Below are 15,875 nucleotides of genomic sequence, written 5' to 3' on the forward strand. Positions count from 1 at the left end.
GCCCTGCAGGCCGAGCGCCTGCAGCTGGTCGAGGGTGGGATGTATCAGCATGAGCTATCTCCTCAGTGGTAGTATTTGGGGCCACGAATGTTGGGATGGTCGACGCTCACCTCACCGGCCGAGCGGGGACGATGGAGCGGATCTGCGTCGAGCTTCTTCTCGAGGATGGATTTGACGGCGCCGTATTTGCGCGCGCCGATCTCGAGAGCGCGTAGCGACGCGGCGTCGACACGGATGGCACCGTAAGCGCGTGCCAGCCGGACTATGCCGAGGCAGGAGCGATAGCCCTGCTCGGGATGTGGCCGGTCGCTCAGGATCATCTCGCACAGCATTCGAACGGACGGACCAAGCCGTCCGGCTTCATCGAGCAGGCGCTCGACCGTCCAGTCGCCGTAGCGGCGATGGCTCGAAGGCATATGGTCGTTGATGGTGGTGTGATGGCCGTTGCCGGACCCGCGCATGTGGGACGCGACCCGCTCGCCCCTGAGGAAGATCTCGACGGTGCGCGCGGTCAGCCGCACCTCGACCTGCGCCCGGGCATGGCGGTAACGGCCTCAATAACCTCATCGGCGGGCGGCCGAACGGCCTTTTCGGAAACGAGGACGAGAAACCTGTATCGTTTCAGTTCGACGCCTCCGAGCACACCCGCGGAGTAGAGATCCGCTTGTCGCTTGGCTGATGCGTACTTTCCCGTCGCGTTGTCCTTGGTACCCTTTTTCCATTCAGTGAGTACGAGACCCTGAACGCCGGCCGTGTCCGCCGCCTCGATCGGTTCGGCGAACACGAGATCGGTCCGTCCGCCGTCCCCGTGGACCTTGAAGGCCTGGATACCATGCCAGAGCAGGTGCACGCCGCCGAGCTTCTCGCATTCGGTCTCCCCGCCTGCTGCAAGGGCGTCCTGCCACTTCCTCTTCACGTCCTTATCGACGACTATCAGCTGCTGCAGATGCCTGAAGGCGAGTTCGGCGGTCGACCTTATCTGCTCCGAATGATCGTTCATGCCATGCGTGATCTCGCCGGCGAGGATCATCAGCTTCATCACGAACACGCGTTTCGCAATGAAGTCGGTCCCGTCCCTCGTCGCGGTGAAATCTACCTCGTTCTGTACCCCGAACTGCTGGATGGCTCGATCAACGTTCTCGGGAAGCAATCCGTCGAATGTCTCTCCGAAAGTCTTGATGGCATCTCATGTCGACAGGCAGCTCGTGAAGATCACCTCATCTGCCCCCGGCATCGACTTCGAGCTCGAGTTCCGGAGAAACCCCGCGTAGATCGTCGCGGTCCTCTCGATTCCCTCGAGCCTGCCGGCGATCGCGACCCAGGCGGCTTGCGGTGTCGGGCTTGTAATGGTGCTTCCCCTAGGATCTCTTCTGCGATGGCCACCGGCTATCACACGGCGCTTCAGGCGTCATGGATTCGCTGATGCGCAGCCGGGGCTGGCCACGCTTGCGCGACGCTTCTCGTGCGACCTGCCGTATCGCGCCGTACCGCCATATCACGGTTTACTCGAACCGAGGTATCGCGTGGTTGGGGACGCCGCTGGCGCGAGACTCGCGATAATACTATGTCTTCGCTGCGGAGACCAACTAGATGATCCTTTCGACCGGACAGAATGGACACGTAACAGAACCGCGGCGGACGTCGCGGTCCGACCGGATGGCCGGGATCACGAAATACTATGACGACCACGCAGCGAGCTACGCGGCGACGACGATGGCGATCGACACCTCGCGGCAGCTCCAACGTCTCGTCGATCTGTTACCGCCGGGCGCGCGCATACTTGACGCGGGATGTGGATCCGGACGCGATCTCACACAGATGGCGCGGCTCGGGTTCGAGCCCGTAGGGGTGGATGCGTCGGTTGGCCTGGCGCGGATCGCCCGTCGCAATTCGGGATGTCCGGTGCATGTGGGCGATCTGCGTTCGCTGGCGTTCGAGGACGCGTCGTTCGACGGAGTGTGGGCGATGGCATCGCTTCTTCATATCGAGCGGTCTGAACTTCCCGATGTCCTATCGTCATTTTCGCATATCCTCCGCCCGGGGGGCGTGATGTTCGCGTCGGTCAAGCGCGGGACGGATGATGTGAGGGACGACACCGGGCGCTGGTTCACCCTCTATGACGAGGACTCGTGGGCTGATCACCTTCGGGCGGCGGGGCTCCGGGTGATAGAGGTGATAGGCGAGCCTGCTTCTAGGAACGCCGTCGGTGGCAAGACGGGGCCCGGTTGGATTTCGAGCCTCGCGCGGCGATGACCCGTCCTCACCTGATCGCGTTCATTGGTCTAACTTGGGCGACCATCATGTTTGGTGGGTGCGCCTCGCTCGCCACGACGCATGCATCCGATCCGCGCGCGCCGATGACCGCACAGGGCTCTGGCTACGGAGTCGTGGCCGCGGGCTCCGTCCCGGCAGACGGCAGGTCCGTGCCCAACCCGCTCCTGACGCCGGCCCTCAGCGCGTTGGCCGCCTTGCTAGGCGCGGGCGTCGGCTACTGGTCGACGCAGCGGAGCTCACGCGCTGGCATCATCCAGAAGACCAACGAGCTGGAGATCGAATCGATCGATCGGCGCTTGTCGGAGTTCGTCGGACCGTTCATGCAGCTCAGTGAGGAGAACAAGACGCTCGCGGCGGAGCTGAAACGCGGTCAGACGGTCAGCGACTTCCGCACCCTCACCGCATTGCTGACGCCGGGTTGGCGTGCCGGACTTTCGAGCGGGGACGCGAGTCTGCTGTCCGTGGTCGTCGACAACGGCGTAGCTCTCCGCAAGCTGCTGATGGAGAACGGCGCGGCCGCCGTCTCACCGCAGCTGATTCCGTACTTCAGCAAGGCGAGCACACACTTCCGGTTTCTCGAACTGGCATACAAGGGCAGCCTGGACGAGAACCCGGCAAGGTTCGGGGATTACGTCTATCCCCGTGAGTTGGACGGCATCATGGCATTGGAACTTGTCCGGTTGCAGACGCGGAGGGAGTTGCTGCGCAGTGCGCCGTACCGTCCGCATGGAGCGATGCAGGATCTCGACCTTTCCGATAACCTGGCTAAACCCTGAGAAAGGATGCTGGTCGAAACGACAGGCCTATGTGAGCGGTTTGAACCGCCTCGGTCACGCGGACCCTCCGCAGTATCCGGCTAGCTCTTCGCTGCGCTCAAAGGCGTGGCGAGCTACTTGATGCGCATGTCAGTTAAGTCGAACAGCATCCGTCGTCCGTTCTCGAGCTCGATCAAACAACGTCGGCATTACCAATGGTAAAGAAGCGAACGAGGTGCGTACGACCTCCCTGCGCGACCACGCTGGCCACCTATCCGCGAACATGAATCGAACGTGTGGCGACACCAATCTGCCGTATTCGGGTGGAGCGAAATCGGCTGACATAGGAGCGATCGCTGCTACGAAGGGACTGTACTGCCTCGACGAGATGCGGACGCGCCTTGGATACGCTCCCGGTCGGATTGACCACGTTCTGGACGAGCGTGAACGGAAGGCGAGTTTCAGGGGGCGGCAAGGGGTAATGGAATGTAGCTTGATGGGTCGGTGCAGTTGATGCGTCGAGGAAGGCGAATGATCATACTCCTCTCGTTAGGAAGAGAGGGTATTCGATAGTAACGGCATCGGTCGTCATCGACACCTTTTAACGTCAGGCGCATTGTTTGACCGTGAGGAACGCCTGATTACTGTTGTCAAAAAATACATAGACCTGAGCATCGTCATGCAGAAGGTCACCCAAGTCGAGCTGGCCGATGAAGATCAGCGGCCGGTCTCCCGCAAACATCCATGCCGGTTCTTGAAGCCATTTGGGCGGCTTCTTCAGAAAGCGAAATTCGTCAGAGATCTTGTTCTTAATCGCTTTAACCCGAGCAGTGCGGCCAAGCGTCGTGGGAATGTTTTCGAGCAGTATGTCAATGTACGCATCGGGGAGGGAGAGCCATTCTGGTGTGGCGTCCAATACCAATTCGTACCTGTCCAAGGACGTCTGGTCTATGTGATGTTCGACCTCCATGACCTTAAGAAACTTTGCAAGAGCGTCCTTTATATTAATGTCAGACACGACGGCAGCCGGATTTTGATTTAATATGTAAAGTAAAAGGTCGCCATCGTTCGTATATGGCGGAATATCTGTAGCTTGTTCGATGTACGCCTGTAGCTGTTTATCTTTTGTCACCGTGTCGTAGAACGCAGCAATTTTCGTCTTGCCGTCGAGATATGACTTGATGTGATCAACTGGTTGCATATGGATCCAGTTCCCATCCAATATGAAAACCTGGTCTACGTCAGAGAAGTAGATAGGCGGATCAGGCGTGTATTTACCTTCAACGGAGGCTTTTATCTGTTCGATAAGTGGCTCATCGGTAAATTGGTTATAAGCCAAGATCATTCGTCCAAGATCAAAAGCATTCGGAAAAAATCAGAGTAACGGCTTCCGCCGGCTAAGTCTGTGCACTTAGTTAAAGTGTCCTGCTTGTACGTCTCATCGTAGTCATGTTCGAGAACTAGGCCGGAAATGTATTTGGCGGAGACCGCTAGAGCCGACAACAAAGAATTTCCATCCTTCGAGCATCTCCAAACCACGTGCCCAGGAACATTATGATCAATCGACACGATTTCATCGCTATTCCGATCAATTAGTATAAGATCAGACTCTACCAGCCCAAGAACCCATCCAAACTCCGTAGATTTAGGATGTTCTAATAGGCGAACCACGCCGATTTCGACACCGGAAGGGTCGAAACGCGAGAACAGGTCTCGTAGTGTGGGGTCGGGTATTTCACTAGTCCGCTTTTCCATACGGTCAACAACGTCGTAGCTCAGCAGGAACTGGGAAGCCTCGGTCTCGGATAGGCCGGCTGTGATGAGGTCTTGCACGGATGGCTTGGCCTCGGCGAGAGCCTCTTTAAACGAAATTGCATCCATTCTGTCACTCCTACTGGTTCGGATGAAGGGCTCTGTACCAGGAATGGTGAACTGCTTCGGGAATTGGCGTTGCTATCGGCCCCTGATCAATATGATGATGCACGATCCTATTTCCAGTAAAGCCCTGATGTTCGGGGAAATGCTGGGTCCAAGTATCGTTCACCAGCGGAGAGCGACCGGTCTGTATGCGGGCCGCATTGGACGCGTCGAAATATTCGGGATTGTTCTTTGCGATTTGTCGCCAGAACCAGGGACCGTTGCGAGGGAATCCCGCGGCATTGGTACCCGAGTTGGCAGGCGCCATGCGCATGTCTATCTGAGCGTTCGGTCGCATGTAGCTCTCGGGTATCGGGCTTGAATCTCCGCATCCGGCAATCCAGACCGATCCATCCACCGGAGGGGATCATAAACATACGCACGTGTCTTGAGTCCGCCATCGAGACCGATCGGATCGGGTGACAGGTACTGGCCCGTATCCGGATCGTAGTACCGGTGCAAATTGTAGTGAAGCCCGCTTTCGGCGTCTTCCCACTGTCCCAGAAACCGCAAGGCGCAGGACGGCTGATCGTCCGACGCGCGGTTGTCCTCACTTCGCGCGTGCAGGAGATCGCGTGCGGTGCGGGCGCGTCCCCAGAGCGTGGCGTCGCATGTCCAGCGTTGGACGCCGTCGGTGTCGAACAACGCCGTCGGGGTGCCGATCTGGTCGGCCACGACCACCAGCCATTCGCTGTCGCGCGTGGCGTCAGCGAGATCTCGCCCGTCTGCAACGAGCGCTTCCATTGCGAGCGGACGAACGCCATCCTTTTCGAATTGCCAACGTTCTATCCGCGTGCTGGGACCGCTGTCGTTGCCGTCACGGCGGTACCATGCTTCGGCGAGCGCCTGCCCTTGCCAGACATAGTCGATCCAAGCGGTATATAACCTACGCCAATACGGGTCATTCAAAGATTATGGAGAACGCGCCGTGGGCATTCTCCCAAACCGATGATGCACTCTAGATTTCACCAAGCAAGAAGCGCATTGCGGCGTTCCCGTACTCGGGACTGATATCGGCCAACACGATGCTTGTCAGAGTATCGCGTGTATCCTGAGTGATCTCGAAATTGTCGTCGAACAGATTGCTCCCCTTTTCGACGACGAAGTAACGCAGCCATGCCGCCAGCATTTTAAAGAACGCGGGTAGATCGGTTGCAATCGGAATGTACGACCAATCGCCGTCACCATGGCGCGAATAGCAGATAGTTCCATCGTTTCCGATACTGACCGGATTGGCGGCCCAATCAGCGAGCACGTAACGGTCGGAGTCCCAATCGACCGACGCCGCGTTCGTATTGGCGTCGTAGCGGTATCCCGCCTGTCGATCCGGAAGATCCTCCAGCGAATACACGAACAACTCTTCGACCGTCCACGGTATCTCAATGCCACCGGGATAACCGGCCGACGCGATATCGTTGGCTAGAGCTTGACCAAAAACCTGCCGATCAAAGTCCGTTACTTTTTCGTGCGCTTGAAGGCGGATCGCGAGCCCAGCCAGCCCACCGGCTTGGACGAGATCATGTACTGTCTCGGTGTAGTTCACATTACTCTCCTAAACGCATCCTGCGCGGAACCGTCGTATCATTTCCTGACGATCGATAAGGCGTCCGCTGGTGCTATTCTGCCAATTACCACGATGACCCTGATTGCTGTAAAGATGGTCGTTCGGAAGGTTTGCACGTCCGTTCGACAGAAACCGAATATTACGCGGATCACCTTCCCAAGCAGGGGCGGTTGCAGCGTTATTGATATGGTGCCCGGTATAGCCGCGGACCCGGCCGGTTTGTAACAGTTCCTGCCGTTGGGCGCTCGTCCAGTTCACCGTTCCGTTTCCTGTTGCGCGGACCAGTCCCTGTTCCTGAGCCCAAGCCCTCGCGATGCCACTTGAATAGCTCCCGGACTGCGGTGTTAACGTGGGATGGAGGGGATACGTGACGGTGCCGGGCGCGTCTGAAAGCCCCTCCGGATCGATCCAGGCCATCGGATCGGACACATACGCATGGGTCCGCAAGCCGCCGTCTATGCCGATCGGATCGGGCGATAGATACTGGCCAGTGTCGGGATCATAATAGCGGTTCAGATTATAGTGCAGCCCGCTTTCGGCGTCTTCCCACTGTCCCGGAAACCGCAGTGCGCAGGACGGCTGATCGTCTGACGCGCGCTCGTCCTCGCTTCGCGCGCGCATAAGATCGCGTGCGGTGCGGGCGCGTCCCCAGAGCGTGGCGTCGCATGTCCAGCGTTGGGCGCCGCCGGTGTCGAACAACGCCGTCGGGGTGCCGATCTGGTCGGCCACGACCACCAGCCATTCGCTGTCCAGCGTGGCGGCGGCGAGATCCCGCCCGCTGGCAACGACCGCCTCCCTCGCGAGCGGGCGAACGCCATCCGGTTCGAAATGCCAACGTTCTATCCGCGTGCTGGGACCGCTGTCGTCGCCGTCGCTGTCGCCGTCACGGCGGTACCATGCTTCGGCGAGCGCCTGTCCCTGCCAGACGTAGTCGACTCGCCGGCGATCGGGCGCGCCCAGCAGGAGCTTGCCGACGCGACGTCCGAACGCGTCGTAGGTGTAGCGCCACCGCGCGCCTTCCGGCGTCTCCAGCCCGACCATTCGATCGAAGCCGTCCCAGCGATACCGCCAACGCCGCGGCCGGAACCCATCCTGGGTCAGCACGCGCTCGACCATCCGGCCGCGGGCGTCGTACCTGAATCGATTGGGGCCGGCCTCGACCACGCAGTCGCGCCAGTATCGCTGTTCGCCCGCCAGGCCTTCGGCAAGGTTCATCAACGCGTCGTAGCGATAGGTTTCGTTGTGGCCTGGCCGTTCGACCGCGACCGCCTGGTCGCGCAGGTCATAGCCATACCGCGTCTCGCCGGTCCTGCCTTCGGCCGAACCGGAATCGGCTATACCAGTCAGCCTCCCGGCGTGATCCCAGTCATACCGGCGAACCAGCGCGTCGGGACGCTGCCCCTTCGCCGAAAAGACTGCGACGCCGCCGGCGCGCTGTTCCTCGAGTCGCCCGGAAGGATCGTAGCTCTGACGGAGCTGGAACGCGGTGCGCTGGCCGATCGCGAGGACCTCGCGCAGTGTCTCCAGTCCACTTGCATCGTGGCCGAACCGAAGGGCGTGGCCGTTGCTTTCGTATCGCTTGAGCAGCCCGTAATCGTCAAAGGTCAGCGCGGTGTCGCCACTCGGGCTCGACCGGCCGATGCAACGACCGGCGGCGTCGTAGCGATAGGTGATCGCGGTGCCGTTCTGCTCTTCGGCGACCAGTCGGCCATGGGTGTCGTAGCGCAGCGTCACGTCGGCGATGCGGCTCGGCACGCCATCGGCCAGATGCCAGGTGCTGGCGCCGACCAGCCGATCCTGGTCGTCGTACCGATACGAGATCGCATCGTCGCCGGCGGTGACCCGCATGATGCGGTCGCGCTCGTCCCAATCGAAATGCTGCTCGGTGGCGTCGGGCATGCGCTTCGCCTGGATCCGACCGAGGCTGTCGCGGTGGTACAGCGTCTCGCGCCCCGCCCAATCAACCTGCGCGGCGAGCCGGCCGGCGGGATCATAGCGGAACTGCCAATGCTGTCCCAACGCGTCGGTGATGCTGGCGAGCCGACCCGCCGTGTCGTAGCCGAACTGGGTGACTGCGCCGAGCGGGTCGATGACGCGGCGCAGCGTATCGAACGCGCCGTGCACGAACCGCGTTGTCTGTCCGTCACTCCTGATACGCGCGGCGATCAGCCCTTCGCGGTCATAGGCGAACCGGGTCTCGGCGCCATCGGGGCCGCGCGCGCCGCTTACCGCACCGCGGGGATTGTCGGGGCCGCGGACGTGGCTCCAGGCATGGCTCCGTCCGGCGGGATCGCGTGCATGGAGTAGCCGCCCCATCCGGTCCCAGTCGTAGCGCGTGACGCGGTCGCCGGGGGCCTGCTGAGCGATCGGACGGCCGGCGCCGTCATTGTCCCATGTGGTCTCGCCGTATCCTGCTGCCTTCTCCGCCACGAGCGCTCCGCGCCCGTCGTACTGCGCCGTCCCCGACCCGCCGTCCGCGCTCTTCCAGGCGACGATGTTTCCTTGTGCGTCCCGGGTCCAACTGGCGCTGCCTTCGATACCTGTGAACTGGACCAGCGCACCCCAGCGGTCGTAGCGCCATCCGGCGGTGCGACCGCTCCAGTCGGTCTGCGCGATGAGCCGGCCGTCGCCGTCGTAGGCGAAGCGGGTCTCGCGGCCGGCTGGGTCGATCCGCCGCTGCAGGCGTTCGAGCGCGTCCCATTCGCTCACGGTCACCGCACCCAGCGGGTCCGTCTCCTCCGTGACGAGGTTGTTCTGATCATAGCGAACGCTGGTGGCCGCGCCTGTCGCGTCGATGTAGCGCGACCGGCGCTCTTGGGGAAAATACAGGAAGCGGTCGTTAAACATCCCGTCGCCGGTGCGTGTCCCGACGACGCGCCCCGCTGCGTCGTAGTCGATCTCCACCGACGTCAGGCCACTGTCGCGCCAGCCGTTCAGCCAGCCCTCGGCGGTGTAACGATACGCGAACTCGCCGGTCGACGTGCTCGACTTCTGCAACATGCGGCCTCGGGCGTCATACGTGTACTGCACGACGGGGTCGGTTTCCCCCACCATCCAAACCGTACGGAGCCACCCTTCAGCCGTCGTCTCAACGCGGAACGTCGTCCCGTCCGAATGCCGGATCGTGCGCAGGTGGCGGTTCCCGTCGCGCTGGAAGACGATCCGGTTGCCATTGCGATCCTCGATTCCCGCCAAGTCCAGGATCGCGGGATCGAGGCCACGCGAGAACAGGAGGAACTGCTGCGTACGGCTGTCGAACAGTCGGAGCTCGGCGTGCCCGCCGGTCAGCCGATAGTACGGCGCCTTGAGGTGTCTTGCATCGACCTGTGGCGAATCTCCGATCGCGAACACGAGGCGTTGCCCCTCGGCATCTTCGAGAAGGGCGGTTCCGGTGGCGTGATCGAGCAGAAGGCGTTGAGACCAGTTGCAGATCCACCTCGAGCCGAGCAGACCGGCGACCTGCATCTTGCCAGGATAGACCCGCGCCAGGACCAGCGGGAGGATCCCGGGATATTCGAAATCGACGCGCTGGTCGGCGTAATCGCCGGTCACGATGTCGACCGGTTCGCCGAACAGCCGACGCAGCGCGCCGCTGAGCAGCCCGCCCTGACGAACCGCCGACCGCATCCCGGCGACCTCCGCGATCGATAGCACCAGTTGCTCCGTCACCGAAAGCGCCGCGTCGGGCGTGCCGTAGCTCGCCGTGGTATTGTCCGCGGAGATGGTCCTGCAGCCCTCCTGTACGACGGCATCGCAGGAGAGTCTGTGCCCGATCCGCGCGAGGGGAAGGCTGTTGACGAAGATCGTCTTGCTGCCCTCGATGATCTGCGAAGGCGGGGTTCCCGGGTGTTTGGTACAGGCTGCAGTGTCGCTGACGCGGGCGACCGGCTTGCTCTCGAAGAAGACGGTCGGCGAACCGGTGGCGATCGGACCGGACAGCGTCGCGGTCTTGGCGCCCGCGCCCGCCACGGCGGCGCCGACGAACCCGCCCGCCGCCCCGGCGCCGAACGCCACCGCCGCACCGACCAGCGGCGCCGCCATGCCCGCCGTCCCTATGATCGCAGCGGCGCTGACCGCGACGACCGCGCCGACAACGATGCCCGCGACCAGCCCGGCCAGGATGCCGTTGAAGGTGTTGTCGTGCGCGATCTGGTGCGTGACGTGCGCGGGCTGCGGACCCGGCGTCGCGACGCGCTGCGCACCGAACTGCTGCGCGACCCAGAAGGCAGCCTCGTCGGCGTGGACCTGTTCGGCGACCCAGGCGCCCGCCATCGCGCCCGCGAGCGGCGCGGCGACCCGACCACCGAAGCACCGCAGCGCTGCCATGCCGCCCGACTGATAGGCCGAGTACGCGCCCGCGACGGCAATGCCGCCCGATGCGACGTGTCCGGTCGTCGAGATGGCGGCCACGGTGCCCGCATTGCTCGATGCCGCCGTCCGCTCGCGCAGGCCGCGCAGCGTCTCGTCCGCGGTCGGCGTATCGGTCACGGCGTGAACGTGAAGGACGTAATCGCGGCGATCAGCGCGTTACGGGTGTCCTCGTCGTATCCGCCCGGAACGGATCCGGTGAACTGCAGCACCGCATTCGCATCGTGGACAACCATCGCCATGACCTGATGGATCGGCTTGCCGTCGCTTCGCCAGCGCAGTTCGAGAAAATGAGCCTCGTGGCCATCGATCGTGCCCGCGGTGTCCGCAATCATCTCGATCCCGGCCAGTTGTGCCGAGAGGGCCTGACGATGTTGCACGACATAGTCGTGGAAGGTTAGGCCCAGAGGCACCGTATCCCGCGCGATGACGAGGTTGGCACCCTGCACCTTTGCGTTTTGCGGCAAGAGCACGTTTATGCTCTGATCCTGCCACTCACCCGCATGGGTGATGGATCCCTCAGCAATTCGGTACACGCAGCATGCCCTCACACTGATCATCGTTGCCTGTTCATACCGCCCGGGATCGCGATCTGCCAACGTCTTATCCCAACACCAGTCGTACGCCTGGCTTAACGGCCGGCTTCTCGCGACTGTTCGTTGTAGGCCTGACGGAATTCCTTGGCGAACATCTCCAGAAACGCCTCGTCCGAACCCTGCGCGACCCCACCGAACTCGCGTTCATAGGCTTGCCACAATGCCGCGTCGCGCGCCGCGGGAAGAATGCGTTCGATCATGCCGCCGGCGTTCGCACGGGCGCGTATGGCGGTCGGCGAGAACCGCTCGAGCGTGGCTCGCAGAGCACCCTGCATCGCACGCAGCGTAGCCACCTGATGCGATTGCAGGTCGCGGAAGGCGTCCTCGATCGCCTGTTCCGAGGACTGGAAGCCGGGCTGCTGCGGACCGAGCAGCATCATGATCGCTTCGTCCGGCGTGCGCGCGAACTTCAGCGGGTTGTGGCCATCGGGACTGAACGCCGTCGCCTCGGCTCCGAGTTGAGCCTTCGCCCGCGCGCGCGCTTCGACCATGACGACGAGCCCCGCGACGAGGCGGCGGAAGAGGCCCCCGGCGCGGGCAAGCGACTGGTCGCTGCCGGCGAAGTCCCGGCCGACTCCTGCACCGCGGGCGAAGGCATCCGAGCCACCGGGTGGGGAGGGGGCGGCGATCGGCGCCGCCGGGGGCGCGGACGGAGTCTGTCGTGGAAGTGCCGCGCTGCTCGGCGCAGGAGAAAGGCCCAGTGGATCGCGCGGCGCTTCTACCGGCTGACCGAAGCCGCCCCGTGCCCAATCTACCACGTTCCCCTCCGCGATCCGACCCCACAGGTCGTCGGGCGATAACGGCGCGGACTGTGCGGGTGCCGCACTGGACCACGCCGAGGCCGGCGGTGGCGGCGGTGTTGCCTCGTCCCAGACCGAAGTGGTCTGGGGCAGGGCGGCGGCGGCGTCCGGCTGCCAGCCGCTGCCACGCGATGCGGGCGAGGCGGCCTGGCCGGACGCGGTGGAGGGGAATGACGGTCCTGAGGCCCAGCCCGCCGCCGCCTGATGGTCCTCGCGACGCGCGAGCGTCGGTCCCACCTGGGGCTGCCAGCCTCCCGAGGTTCCGATACCCGAAGCCTGTGGTGGCGGTGCGTCCCAGCCACTGGACGCCGACGAGAAGCTCGAACCGTTCGTCGTCTGGGCCGACGTCGGGTCGTCGTCCCAGCCTTGCCAGACCGGGGTCGCAGACGGTGCCGACGGATCGACGCGTGCCTGCGCACTTCCGGTCAGGCGGGCGCCGATGACGAAGGCGCCGACCTGGAACCGGTCGCCATCCGCGATGCGATGGGGAGAGGCGAGGCGCTCCCCGGTGGTCGCGAGGGTCGTCCCGTTGGTGCTGCAGTCGATCAGTACATAGCCGCCGTTGTCGAACCGGACCTCGAAATGCCGGGACGATATGTAGCGCGTAGGGTCGGGAAGAGCCCAGTCGCAGGTCGCTGCCCGGCCGACGATCGCGCCGCGACGATCCAGCACGAGTTCGCTCGGCGACCCGTTGTCGAGCTGCCTCGAACCCTCGATGGCGAGTGTCAACGTCATCGGTCGAGCGCAGCCATGCCCTGCTCGGCGATGCGCTCGCCCAGCGCCAGCGCCGACTCCAGTGCGGCGTCGCGGTCCGCCGTTCGGCGAGTCGCCTCGTCGATCGCGCCCACGGCGTAGCGCGCGGCCACATGGTCGGGCGGAACGACCGGCGACGCGTTCGCTGCGACGATCGAACCACCTGAGAAGAACACCGCGGACGCAAGGAGCCGTTCCGCCGCCGGCTGAGAGATCGCATCGGCCGCTTCGCCCGCCGCGCGACGGTGTGCTTCGGTCGGCTCATCCAGCCAGCGCAGGGCGACATCGAGCGCATGGCGTACGCGAGGCGGAGACGGGTTGGCGGCGGCGTTGTCGGCAACGACCCGTGCCGCCCAGGCGATCGCTTCGAGCCGCGGCAGCGCATGACCGAGATACTGCAGCGCGGCGGATCGGAGGTTGCCGGCGCGCAACGCGTCGTAGTGCGTCTGGACCGGGACGTCGGCAGGCGGACGATCGTCCGGGTCGACGCCCATCAATCCTGCTACCTGACGCGCTTCGGTCAGCCGCACCGCCCCCCATGCCTGTGCCATCGGTCAGCCTTCGCCCGCGGCGGGACCGAAATCGAGGCTGGACCCGAAGGCCCCGGCACCGAGGCCCTCCGGGTTGATCTGGGTGGTGCCGCCGTTGAGCGTCAGGATGCTCGCGCCATTGATCCGCGTCTGGCCGCCGGCATTGATGATCGCGTCCATCCCGGCCTGGATCTGGACGTGGGGCGACTGGATCATGATGCCGTTCGGGCCGATCGCGACAACCGAGTTGCCGACCCGCAGCGTGATCGACGTCTTCGACTCGATCGACAGGCTGCCGTTCACCAGCAGATCGTCCTTGCCAACGACATGCGTCGCGCGGTCGCGCCCGATCTTCTTGCCTTCGTCGCGGCCGATGTTCGTGCTTCTGTCGAGACCGACGCGGCGTTCCTGGCTGTGACCGACGTGGCGGCTCTCGTCGAAGCGAACGCGGCTGTTCATGTCGCGTTCGGCGTGGATGAACAGTTCCTCCTGCCCGCCCTGATCCTCGAAACGGATTTCGTTCGAGGTCCGGTTGCTGCCGCTGTCGAGTGCCTCGCTCTCGGGATAGCTGCCGGAACTACCATAGGTGAGAGTGCGCCAGACCGCCCGTGTCTTGTTGGCCGGCAGTTCGTAGGTCGGCATGTGCGCCTTGTTGAACACCCGCCCGACGATCAGCGGTCGATCCGGATCGCCGTCGAGGAAGTCGACCAGGACCTCGTGCCCGACTCGGGGCAGGATCACGTTGCCGAGGCCGCCGGTCTGCGACACGCGGATCCAGCAGGTTGATCGTTCACCCGGCGTGTCGGCACGGTCCCAGTGGAAGCGCACCTTCACGCGGCCATATTCGTCCGTGTAGATCGTCTCGCCAGGGGGGCCGGTGACGATCGCGGACTCCAGCCCTTGGACGCGCGGACGCGCGGTCGCGGGGCGGGGGCGGAACACGGTGTCGGCCGGGATGGCCTCGAACCTGACGTTGAACGAGTCCTCGTCGTCCTGCTGCCCCGATCGATAGCTTTCCGACGCGATCGAGTGTTCTGCGCCCGTGATCAGGTAGGACGCGTTCATCCTCGCGGCGGGATGGTCCGCGACATCGACCCGAAAGCCGGTCGTCAGGCCTGCCGACTGCGATGTGCCGCTGAACGTCCGCCGGCCCGAGCGATGCGCGTCGAGAAGCGCCTGGCCACGTTCGCGTCCTGTCTGTTCCTGCTCGCCACGGCCGGTCTTCTCCCGGGTGTAGCGGCCGGGATAGACGAAGATCTCCCGGTCGTCGCGGGGGTGTGCCCCTTCGCCGGCGGCCTCGGCAGACAGCGGTTGATCGGGCGACTCAAAATCGAAGTCGCGGACGGTGACCCGGGCCTCGGCGGTCGAGGCCACCCGCTCCACCCAGGTCTGAAGATAGTCCCCCTGCGAACCGAACCGGGATTTCGAGTCGGCCGTGAAGACCGATACGCTGTTCGCGTTGTACTTGAGCTGCGTCGGCTTGCCGGGCTGATGCGAAGCCGGCCCCTCGCACAGCACCATGACGTGACGATCGGCATCGTGCTGGAAGAAGTAGTAGATGCCTTCCTCCTCCAACAGGCGTGAGACGAAGGCGAAGTCGCTCTCTCGGTACTGCACGGTGTACGCGCGCGGAACGCGAGGCAGCACCAGTCGCGTGTAGTCGACGTCCGGGATGCCGGCGCTCTCGATGACCTGCTTGACGATCTGCACGACCGTCCTGTCCTGATAGATCGCCATCTGGCGGTTCTGATCGAGGTAGAAGGTCCAGGGGCGGATCGAGAGCCGGTAGTGGTGCCCCGCCTGCGTCTCCTTCATGTATTCCCCCGCCGTCACGAGGCCATGGAAATGGCGAAGCAGCTCGCCGTCCTCAAGCACGCTTAACGACGCGGGTTTTCCGAGATGGGGCTGGAGATCGATCTCCAGTGGCGAGATTATGTCGGCCTGCACCGCGAACGGCGTGCCGATTCGTTCCACGCTTCGAATTCGCTCGAGGACGACCTGTTCGTCGCCAACGTCGATCGCCATCTGGGTCAGGCGCTGCGTCGTGTCTGTCACCAAGCACTCCAGCCGATCGCGCTGCTGTCACGCGAGGATCTGCGTTCTACCCATGCCGGGGCCATCCTACAATGGCCTGCGGTGCGACCACGACATCGACGGTGAGGCTTAAAACATTCGTGCGTTGAGCAAGGCGGCCGCGACACGTCCAAGTCAACGTTAACAAACGAGCCACCGCAGTTAACCCTGTTGTTTGCGGTCATGGGTTGCCTGATGTTCGGACGGGTCCTAATGTCCGGCGGCATCTAGTTCATGCGCGGGAG

At 63.5% G+C, this 15,875-nt stretch carries 13 protein-coding genes and 1 pseudogene; 2 read left to right on the top strand and 12 right to left on the bottom strand.

Annotated features, from left to right (window positions below):
* Window positions 1–62: 62 nt before the first annotated feature.
* Together C8J45_RS00005 and C8J45_RS00010 are read right to left on the bottom strand one after the other, a co-directional pair.
* A pseudogene (locus C8J45_RS00005) lies at window positions 63–548 on the bottom strand (IS21 family transposase); the annotation flags it as partial.
* Complete coding sequence (locus C8J45_RS00010; RefSeq protein ID WP_107961377.1) at window positions 512–1,150, bottom strand: hypothetical protein; 639 nt, start codon at window positions 1,148–1,150, stop codon at window positions 512–514. The pseudogene C8J45_RS00005 and the gene C8J45_RS00010, both read right to left, overlap by 37 nt.
* Window positions 1,151–1,713: 563 nt before the next feature.
* On the opposite strand from C8J45_RS00010, the gene C8J45_RS00015 reads away from it, so the two are divergent.
* Complete coding sequence (locus C8J45_RS00015; RefSeq protein ID WP_181321039.1) at window positions 1,714–2,253, top strand: bifunctional 2-polyprenyl-6-hydroxyphenol methylase/3-demethylubiquinol 3-O-methyltransferase UbiG; 540 nt, start codon at window positions 1,714–1,716, stop codon at window positions 2,251–2,253.
* Window positions 2,250–3,050, top strand: a complete 801-nt coding sequence (locus C8J45_RS00020; RefSeq protein WP_107961379.1) for a hypothetical protein — start codon at window positions 2,250–2,252, stop codon at window positions 3,048–3,050. The genes C8J45_RS00015 and C8J45_RS00020 overlap by 4 nt, the downstream gene beginning before the upstream one ends.
* A 586-nt stretch (window positions 3,051–3,636) precedes the next feature.
* Here C8J45_RS00020 and C8J45_RS00025 read toward each other — a convergent pair.
* Genes C8J45_RS00025 through C8J45_RS00070 form a run of 10 tightly spaced genes read right to left on the bottom strand, consistent with a single transcriptional unit; the run spans window position 3,637 to window position 15,612 of the window.
* A complete protein-coding gene (locus C8J45_RS00025) occupies window positions 3,637–4,374 on the bottom strand; it encodes a hypothetical protein (protein ID WP_107961380.1) in 738 nt (245 codons plus the stop codon).
* Window positions 4,371–4,910 (bottom strand): hypothetical protein, encoded by a 540-nt coding sequence (locus C8J45_RS00030; protein WP_107961381.1) that lies wholly within the window; start codon window positions 4,908–4,910, stop codon window positions 4,371–4,373. Before C8J45_RS00030 ends, C8J45_RS00025 begins: the two co-directional genes overlap by 4 nt.
* Window positions 4,911–4,920: 10 nt before the next feature.
* Window positions 4,921–5,214 carry a hypothetical protein gene (locus tag C8J45_RS00035; protein ID WP_181321040.1) on the bottom strand — a complete coding sequence of 98 codons (294 nt, stop codon included), beginning with the start codon at window positions 5,212–5,214 and terminating at the stop codon, window positions 4,921–4,923.
* 8 nt (window positions 5,215–5,222) lie between these two features.
* On the bottom strand, window positions 5,223–5,855 hold the full coding sequence (locus C8J45_RS00040) for an RHS repeat-associated core domain-containing protein (RefSeq protein WP_308811319.1): 633 nt from the start codon (window positions 5,853–5,855) through the stop codon (window positions 5,223–5,225).
* Window positions 5,856–5,904: 49 nt separating this feature from the next.
* Window positions 5,905–6,489, bottom strand: a complete 585-nt coding sequence (locus C8J45_RS00045; RefSeq protein WP_107961384.1) for a hypothetical protein — start codon at window positions 6,487–6,489, stop codon at window positions 5,905–5,907.
* A gap of 9 nt (window positions 6,490–6,498) precedes the next feature.
* A complete protein-coding gene (locus C8J45_RS00050; RefSeq protein WP_107961385.1) occupies window positions 6,499–10,998 on the bottom strand; it encodes an RHS repeat-associated core domain-containing protein in 4,500 nt (1,499 codons plus the stop codon).
* Window positions 10,995–11,477, bottom strand: a complete 483-nt coding sequence (locus C8J45_RS00055) for a DcrB-related protein (protein WP_146168535.1) — start codon at window positions 11,475–11,477, stop codon at window positions 10,995–10,997. The genes C8J45_RS00050 and C8J45_RS00055 overlap by 4 nt, the downstream gene beginning before the upstream one ends.
* Before the next feature lie 32 nt (window positions 11,478–11,509).
* On the bottom strand, window positions 11,510–13,009 hold the full coding sequence (tagH, locus tag C8J45_RS00060; protein WP_107961387.1) for a type VI secretion system-associated FHA domain protein TagH: 1,500 nt from the start codon (window positions 13,007–13,009) through the stop codon (window positions 11,510–11,512).
* Window positions 13,006–13,578 carry a DUF6931 family protein gene (locus tag C8J45_RS00065; RefSeq protein WP_107961388.1) on the bottom strand — a complete coding sequence of 191 codons (573 nt, stop codon included), beginning with the start codon at window positions 13,576–13,578 and terminating at the stop codon, window positions 13,006–13,008. Before C8J45_RS00065 ends, tagH begins: the two co-directional genes overlap by 4 nt.
* Window positions 13,579–13,581: 3 nt before the next feature.
* Window positions 13,582–15,612, bottom strand: coding sequence for a type VI secretion system Vgr family protein (locus tag C8J45_RS00070; RefSeq protein WP_146168536.1), 2,031 nt, complete (start codon window positions 15,610–15,612; stop codon window positions 13,582–13,584).
* Window positions 15,613–15,875 lie beyond the last annotated feature (263 nt).

The sequence above is a fragment of the Sphingomonas sp. PP-CE-3G-477 genome (assembly GCF_003050745.1).
Lineage (GTDB): Bacteria > Pseudomonadota > Alphaproteobacteria > Sphingomonadales > Sphingomonadaceae > Sphingomonas.

Coding starts and splice junctions, on each gene's coding strand:
- C8J45_RS00030 (WP_107961381.1), bottom strand. CDS start 4,910: ATGGATGCAATTTCGTTTAAAGAGGCTCTCGCCGAGGCCAAGCCATCC.
- tagH (WP_107961387.1), bottom strand. CDS start 13,009: ATGACGTTGACACTCGCCATCGAGGGTTCGAGGCAGCTCGACAACGGG.
- C8J45_RS00015 (WP_181321039.1), top strand. CDS start 1,714: ATGGCGATCGACACCTCGCGGCAGCTCCAACGTCTCGTCGATCTGTTA.
- C8J45_RS00065 (WP_107961388.1), bottom strand. CDS start 13,578: ATGGCACAGGCATGGGGGGCGGTGCGGCTGACCGAAGCGCGTCAGGTA.
- C8J45_RS00035 (WP_181321040.1), bottom strand. CDS start 5,214: ATGGCGCCTGCCAACTCGGGTACCAATGCCGCGGGATTCCCTCGCAAC.
- C8J45_RS00025 (WP_107961380.1), bottom strand. CDS start 4,374: ATGATCTTGGCTTATAACCAATTTACCGATGAGCCACTTATCGAACAG.
- C8J45_RS00020 (WP_107961379.1), top strand. CDS start 2,250: ATGACCCGTCCTCACCTGATCGCGTTCATTGGTCTAACTTGGGCGACC.